Origin of the sequence: Psychromonas hadalis ATCC BAA-638 (assembly GCF_000420245.1) — a bacterium.
In the GTDB taxonomy this organism is placed as follows: Bacteria; Pseudomonadota; Gammaproteobacteria; order Enterobacterales; family Psychromonadaceae; genus Psychromonas; species Psychromonas hadalis.
On the sequence record NZ_ATUO01000201.1, the window covers coordinates 1 to 5,734 of the forward strand.

The 5,734-nt window shown below is 40.2% G+C and carries 3 protein-coding genes; all 3 read right to left on the reverse strand.

Annotated features, from left to right (window positions below):
- A partial coding sequence (locus G322_RS21240; RefSeq protein WP_156873990.1) for an ISAs1 family transposase occupies window positions 1–293 on the reverse strand: 293 nt, incomplete at its 3' end.
- Between the two features lie 316 nt (window positions 294–609).
- Window positions 610–3,153, reverse strand: a complete 2,544-nt coding sequence (gene ygjK / locus G322_RS0117080) for an alpha-glucosidase (protein WP_022942919.1) — start codon at window positions 3,151–3,153, stop codon at window positions 610–612.
- Window positions 3,154–4,165: 1,012 nt separating this feature from the next.
- Window positions 4,166–5,536 (reverse strand): adenylosuccinate lyase, encoded by a 1,371-nt coding sequence (purB, locus tag G322_RS0117085; protein WP_022942920.1) that lies wholly within the window; start codon window positions 5,534–5,536, stop codon window positions 4,166–4,168.
- Window positions 5,537–5,734 lie beyond the last annotated feature (198 nt).

Below are 5,734 nucleotides of genomic sequence, written 5' to 3' on the forward strand. Positions count from 1 at the left end.
CCTTTATCTCTGAGACTATTTGACCAAGCTATGAAGCAGGAAATAATACTTTCAGCCTCGATTCCTCTTATGATGCGACCAATTGAATGGCGCGTCGGGATGCCGTTAGGGAATTCCCTATATTGCCTTAGCCAATTTAATTGGTATTCACCAAATATCTGTATTGCTTTCCAGCCTTTAGCACCACACAAGACACCTGCCATCGTCAAAAATACAATATCTGTTAAATCATATTCTTTATTTGCATCTACTCGATGATCTTCAATTTTTTCAATTTCGTTTAAAAATGACATTATTAGCGACTTTAATGAAGGATAGTTACTTGATCAGATCATCAATATTCAAAAAAGTTCAATTTATTTTAATCAATAGAAAATGCACGATCTCGCCCTGGTGAGCTAACTTCAGAGATACAAAAGGAGGTCGCAGTTTCTGTGATTACAGACCAGATTGAAGGGGATCATTAAACAAAAAAGGCAACCCGAAGGTTGCCTTTGACATAAATGAAATTAATTTTAACCTAACCCCAGTTATTTTTTTGGGAACGTTAAGCAATAATTCCGGTCAGGGAATCGCAACTCAGCATTGAGCTGCGTTAATATTCATGGACTATTTGAAGAAATCGCGATAAAGCATGTACATGTGAGCAGAACTCCAAGAAAAGTTTGTCGCCCCTTGTACTGCTCCCGTTTCTGGGTTGTAATTCTCACGTATAGTCCCATCACCAGTCATACCTTCTGCGTTGTTAAATAGGTCGTTAACAATACGAATAGCTTCAGGGCCATAACCGTATGCTTCCATTGATTTAACACCGAAGTAGAACTGATCTAGCCAAACACGACCACGCCAGTATATCTCTGGGTCATAAGCTGGATTAGATTGCGCTGCGGTTGGCATCGAAATACCTGTTCCCGGAAAATCAGATGATGAATCAAATTCACCCGGCTTAAGTATTGTCGCAACTACTGCATCAGCTTCTACTTGAGTGGCAACACCATTAAATAGAGGTCCCCATCCCTCGGGGCCACGACCACGTTCAACAATTGGCAGACCTGCACATCCATTTTCAAGTGGGGTAGGTGTTGTTCCATCTGCAGCAACATTCATCTTAATGTCGTAGTAAAATCCAGTGCTTTGATCAAACATACAAGTATTAATGTAAGCCTTAATTTTGTCAGCGCCAGTTGTAAACTCAGCAGCACGACCTTTTCCTTCTACAGTACTAGATACAAGCCCTGCCATTTCAGCTAAGAACTTATTATCTGAATACATGTAAGAAGCTTGGTCTACCGATTCCTGAAGCATTGAAAAGCCTAGAAGAACATCGTCACTCGAGCGGTTTTCTGCAAATCGAACCTGCCAGTCTTCTTTCGTTCCGCCATTAGCAATATAAACCGCTAATTGCTCATCAGTGATAAAACCAAAGCGAGCTGCGTTATCCATGCCTGATTCCCAACCTGCTGCTACTTGTGCGCCTACTGATAGATCGGAGTAAGTAACTTCGTTAAGAATAGTATTGTAGTTATCCATACCAACTACTTTATACCAGCTACCCTCTTTAGTTACATTTTCAGCACCAAACTTAGCAACCATATCTTCTTCTGTTTCTACCCAAACATACATGTGCCCATCTGCGGTATTATGCTCCTTATCTACTGCCGCACCATATTCAGGAACACCATTGTTATTGTGATCACGATTGGTTAACCACCAATCATGATACGAAACTAGCTTAGGATACATCTCATCAATAAAAGCTTGAGCATCAGCAGGTCGGTCAAATTCAGTAATAAGTGCGTTGTATACTTCCATTACTGACCATGCTGCAAGTGAAGGCTTCGTATTACGCTCGTTCCAGTTCTCAGCACCAGCGCCGCCACGAGATTCAGGCAATGTGTACGTTAGAACATCAAGAAGATAACCTTTATCTTGTGGACGAATAACATCATCAGATTGAATTTGGTTTTGGAATACAGAACGGATATTATCCATTGCTACATCTGGGTTAAAGTGAGCCATTGCATAAGCTTGTTTCCAGGTATCCCAAGGCCACGTATTAGCCCCCGAGAACCAGCGAGCGGTCACAGAGGGGGTCACTGTCGCTTGAGTGATATCTCCCGCTGCTGAACGCCAGTTACCATTAAGTGTCATGATAGACTTAACACCTACACGCTTTTGATCAGCAGTCGCTTTTTCGTTAGTCATGCCTTTTTCTAGGTATTCATTCCAACGTGCTTGTGCTGTATCCATATATTGCGTTGGGCTAGCGAAGATTTTTTCTACTTTTACTTTCTCTGTCGCTACTTCTTTAGCATTATGAAGGTTAGAGTAAGCTGTATAGATAGTCGCAGTGGTAGCCACCTCTATGGACAGCTTCCCTGTAGATATAAAGTTTGTTTCGTTAGTAACAACAGATAGAGTATCGATAGAGCGAACAACACGGAACTCTGCATCACCATCATTCATGATCGCCCAGTTATTTTTCATCTCACCAAAATTAATTTTAATGCCATTATCAATCGCTGATATTTTACGATTATATTCAGGATAATATTCATCAACAGACTTGTTTTCATGACCTTCGGTTGAACGTGCATTTTGAACTAATTGACCAGACCATGAAACCTTAAGATTTAAGTTGTTAGCAGTTAAGTTGGTGATTTTAGTTTCAACAAGTGAGGTGCGATCTGTGACAAAGCGTAGAATCATTTGCACACTAACTTTGTCGGTAGTCAGCACTTGAACCAAAGAACCAGGTGTGCTGTAAATATTTGCTTTTGCACCAGCCAGATCAATCTTTTCACCCGTAGTAATATCAGTAAGACTGATTTTGTCGAACTCTTGCCCAGACATGAAATGAGCATATTCTTGCGTAACCTGCATAATGCCACCAAACGAGCCATAGCCTTCTGAGTTTGCTGGTAATAAATGACCGTGCCATGCTCCATTATCAATGAATGCGTTGTACTTAAGGTTTGAATGTTTATCGTAGTCTCGTAGATATGTTGGGTTACCAGTGCGATCTATTACATTCTTGTAGTCGCTTGCTAGTGGTGTTGGTATGTCTACGGGCGGAATCGGTAAATTGTCACTGCCACAAGCCGAAAGCATTAGTGCAGTCACGATAGACGTCGCAAGCATGGTTATTTTCATTTTTATGTACCTTTTATTTGAGGGCTAAAAATAATATTTATTTTTAATTGAATCGAATTCAATTGTGGCGAGTATAGTGTCAATGAGATAACTTTTAGGTGCAGTCATCACATTGCTATTTATGTTACATTTATTTACAAAAGCTCAGTGTATTTTTACTTTTCGTTACTTTTTTAAAGGGCGTGTAATGATTTAAATCATTGTTTTTATTTCTGTTTTTTGTTAGCCCTTGAAGGGGGGGTAGGTAGGGGTTAAATCACTTGATCAATAATTTAAACACAATGTGGCTGTACGGATTCTGTTTACGTTTTTCTAAAGTTATTCTTTTCAGCAGAAAAATGAAACGTGTGTGTAAGCATTGGGCTTACTGCAACAATTGTTCATTCGAGTTTTATTGTTTTAAAAAACTAGGAAACAAAAATGAAGGAGTGGGTCAAGTCACTTGATCAATAAGCAATCGGAGACATATATGATCACTCCTTATAAATAAAAATCGAACTGTTTTTTATTTGTTATTTCACCTTTCCTGAACTGCTTTTTACACCCTCGATTTCATTAGCCCTTGTATGCACTGGGTTGTGAATTCAAAGGCGGTGCGTTAATAAGTTGATGAGCTAATTAGAAAAAACTTTTCGGAACGGCACTCTTTTACTTACTTTTCTCTTGCTGTTGAGAGAAAAGTAATGTCATCTACAGGGCGAAATATCTGTTAAGTAAATTGAATCACAGACTGGATGAGCTTGACGAACTGTAATCAAAGCTGGTTGAATAACTGAGAGGGTGAGGCAAATAAAAAACATACTTCAAACCAGTATTTCAGTTGGAAGTAGCACAATTAGTTGTCGATAAGGGCTATTCAGTTCGTGAAGCAGCAGTAATGCATATCGGTAAATCAACTGTCGACAGTAATTTAATTTTAACCTGATCTCTGTGATTTCTTTTTAAGGGGTGTTCAATTAAACATAAAAAGGCAACCCGAAGGTTGCCTCATAAATTGAGATAAAATTAGCGTTTAAACCATTTGATCTACTAATTCAATCGCTTGACCAATGTAAGAAGCGGGGGTCATTGCTTTAAGCTCAACTTTAACGTGTTGAGGAAGCTCAAGTGTATCAATAAACTCAGACATGCCAGGGCCATCGACGCGTTTACCACGTGTTAGCTCTTTTAGTTTCTCATATGGCTTTTCAATGCCGTAACGACGCATCACGGTTTGAATTGGTTCAGCCAATACTTCCCAGTTAGCGTCTAAATCTTTTTGCATGCTTGCTTCATTGGCTTCAAGCTTACTAATGCCTTTAAGGCTTGATTCATAAGCGATAACAGAATAACCGATAGCGACACCTAAGTTACGTAAAACAGTTGAATCTGTTAAATCACGTTGCCAGCGAGAAACAGGCAGTTTTGATGAAAGATGTGCAAAGATAGCGTTCGCTAATCCTAAGTTACCTTCTGAGTTTTCAAAGTCGATTGGGTTTACTTTGTGAGGCATGGTTGAAGAGCCAATTTCACCCGCAATGGTTCTTTGTTTGAAGTGACCAAGGCAGATATAACCCCAAACGTCACGGTCAAAGTCTAATAAAATGGTATTGAAACGGGAAATTGCATCAAATAATTCTGCGATGTAATCATGCGGTTCAATTTGCGTGGTGAACGGGTTAAAGGTAATACCAAGGCTTGTCACAAACTCCTCTGCAAAACCCTGCCAGTTAACGTCTGGGTAAGCACTAAGGTGAGCATTGTAGTTACCCACTGCGCCGTTGGTTTTACCCAGCATTTCACAAGCTTCGATTTGCTTAACTTGACGTTGTAGACGTGCAACAACGTTGGCCATCTCTTTACCAAGCGTAGTCGGAGAGGCTGGCTGACCATGTGTACGAGACATCATCGGCATCGCTTTGTATTCAATCGCTTTCGCTTTAATCGCATCAACAACACGGTTACAGTAAGGAAGAATAATCTCTGTTTTTGCGGTGCCTAACATGAGGGCATGAGATAGGTTATTGATATCTTCTGACGTACAGGCAAAGTGGATGAATTCTGTCACTGCGTGAAGTTCTGCGTTATCAGCCACTTTTTCTTTTAGGAAGTATTCAACTGCTTTCACATCGTGGTTAGTGGTTGCTTCGATATCTTTGACACGTTGTGCATCACTTTCACTGAAATTTTCAACGATTGCATCAAGGTGTGCATTTGCTGCCTCTGAGAAAGCAGGAACTTCTACGATACCCTCTGTTTGTGCTAGTTTTTGTAACCAACGCACCTCAACTTGTACGCGGAATTTGATGAGACCAAATTCACTAAAAATATTGCGTAAAATTGCAGTTTTGCTACCGTAACGGCCGTCAACGGGAGATACCGCTGTTAGTCCTGAAAGTTCCATTTGTTGCTCCTAAAAAGGTTGTTTAAATAGTTATGTGTTATTTGGACGTGATGCTTTTGGCTAACAAGGCAGGACTAAAGTCCTGCGTCCAAGTTGTGTGATGCTTTTATTTGGACGTTGGCTAACAAGGCAGGACTAAAGTCCCACTTCCGATGGCTAAACAAGGTAGGACTAAAGTCCTACGTCCAAGTTGTGTGA

Bases quoted from the DNA above. Each gene is read 5' to 3' on its own strand.
- ygjK (WP_022942919.1), bottom strand. From the start codon at position 3,153: ATGAAAATAACCATGCTTGCGACGTCTATCGTGACTGCACTAATGCTT.
- purB (WP_022942920.1), bottom strand. From the start codon at position 5,536: ATGGAACTTTCAGGACTAACAGCGGTATCTCCCGTTGACGGCCGTTAC.